Origin of the sequence: Shewanella sp. 10N.286.45.A1 (assembly GCF_041470405.1) — a bacterium.
Classification (GTDB): Bacteria; Pseudomonadota; Gammaproteobacteria; order Enterobacterales; family Shewanellaceae; genus Shewanella.
This window is the reverse complement of sequence record NZ_JBFRMK010000472.1, coordinates 1-620: the sequence shown is the minus strand read 5'-3', so window position 1 is coordinate 620 and position 620 is coordinate 1. Positions and strand designations below refer to the sequence as shown.

The window sequence follows — 620 nt, the reverse complement described above, 5'->3', positions numbered from 1 at the left end:
TTCACGCTCTTACCCTGGTGTAAATGCATAGGTCAACTGAGTATTAAAAGTGTGGCGTTTTCTATCTTTACTTTTGAGAAAAAGGTGTAAAGAAACGGGCGTTAAAAGCAGTAGCATAGAGGCTATAGCTGTGTAAAAAACACCATTAATCCCTTGTTTTAGTATAATAAAAGGTAAGTGGCTACTGGGAATGTTTGAGTTGAGAATTGTATAGGTAAAACAATGGTATACCTATAACTAACCAAAAAATCATACTCGAATATAGTGAGTAAACTCCTTTTCGATGAGCTAAGCCTAAAAATAACGCTTCTAGTGAAAAAAGTAAGTATACGTGGGGGCTACCCCAAGCAATAAATAACCCACTAACAGCAATAATGGCAGTATATAGGCCATACCAAGGCCCAAAGAGAACTGCACTAGCGACAAAGCTAGCATTACCTAAAATTAGCTGGATATTGGCAAATAAAGGCAAAGGATAGAGGTTAACGACCAGACCGAGTAAACCTAGTGCACTCGCTAATAGCAATTTTTGTTGTTTTATCTTTTCCAAATACTAACCTTTATGCTTATTTTATTGTGCGTATTTAAGTCATTTTTATTATATAATACCAATCAGTATA

At 35.5% G+C, this 620-nt stretch carries 1 protein-coding gene; it reads right to left on the bottom strand.

What is annotated here, in order from left to right; translation table 11 throughout:
* Positions 1-181: 181 nt before the first annotated feature.
* Positions 182-550 carry a hypothetical protein gene (locus AB4238_RS22460; protein WP_372035858.1) on the bottom strand — a complete coding sequence of 123 codons (369 nt, stop codon included), beginning with the start codon at positions 548-550 and terminating at the stop codon, positions 182-184.
* Positions 551-620 lie beyond the last annotated feature (70 nt).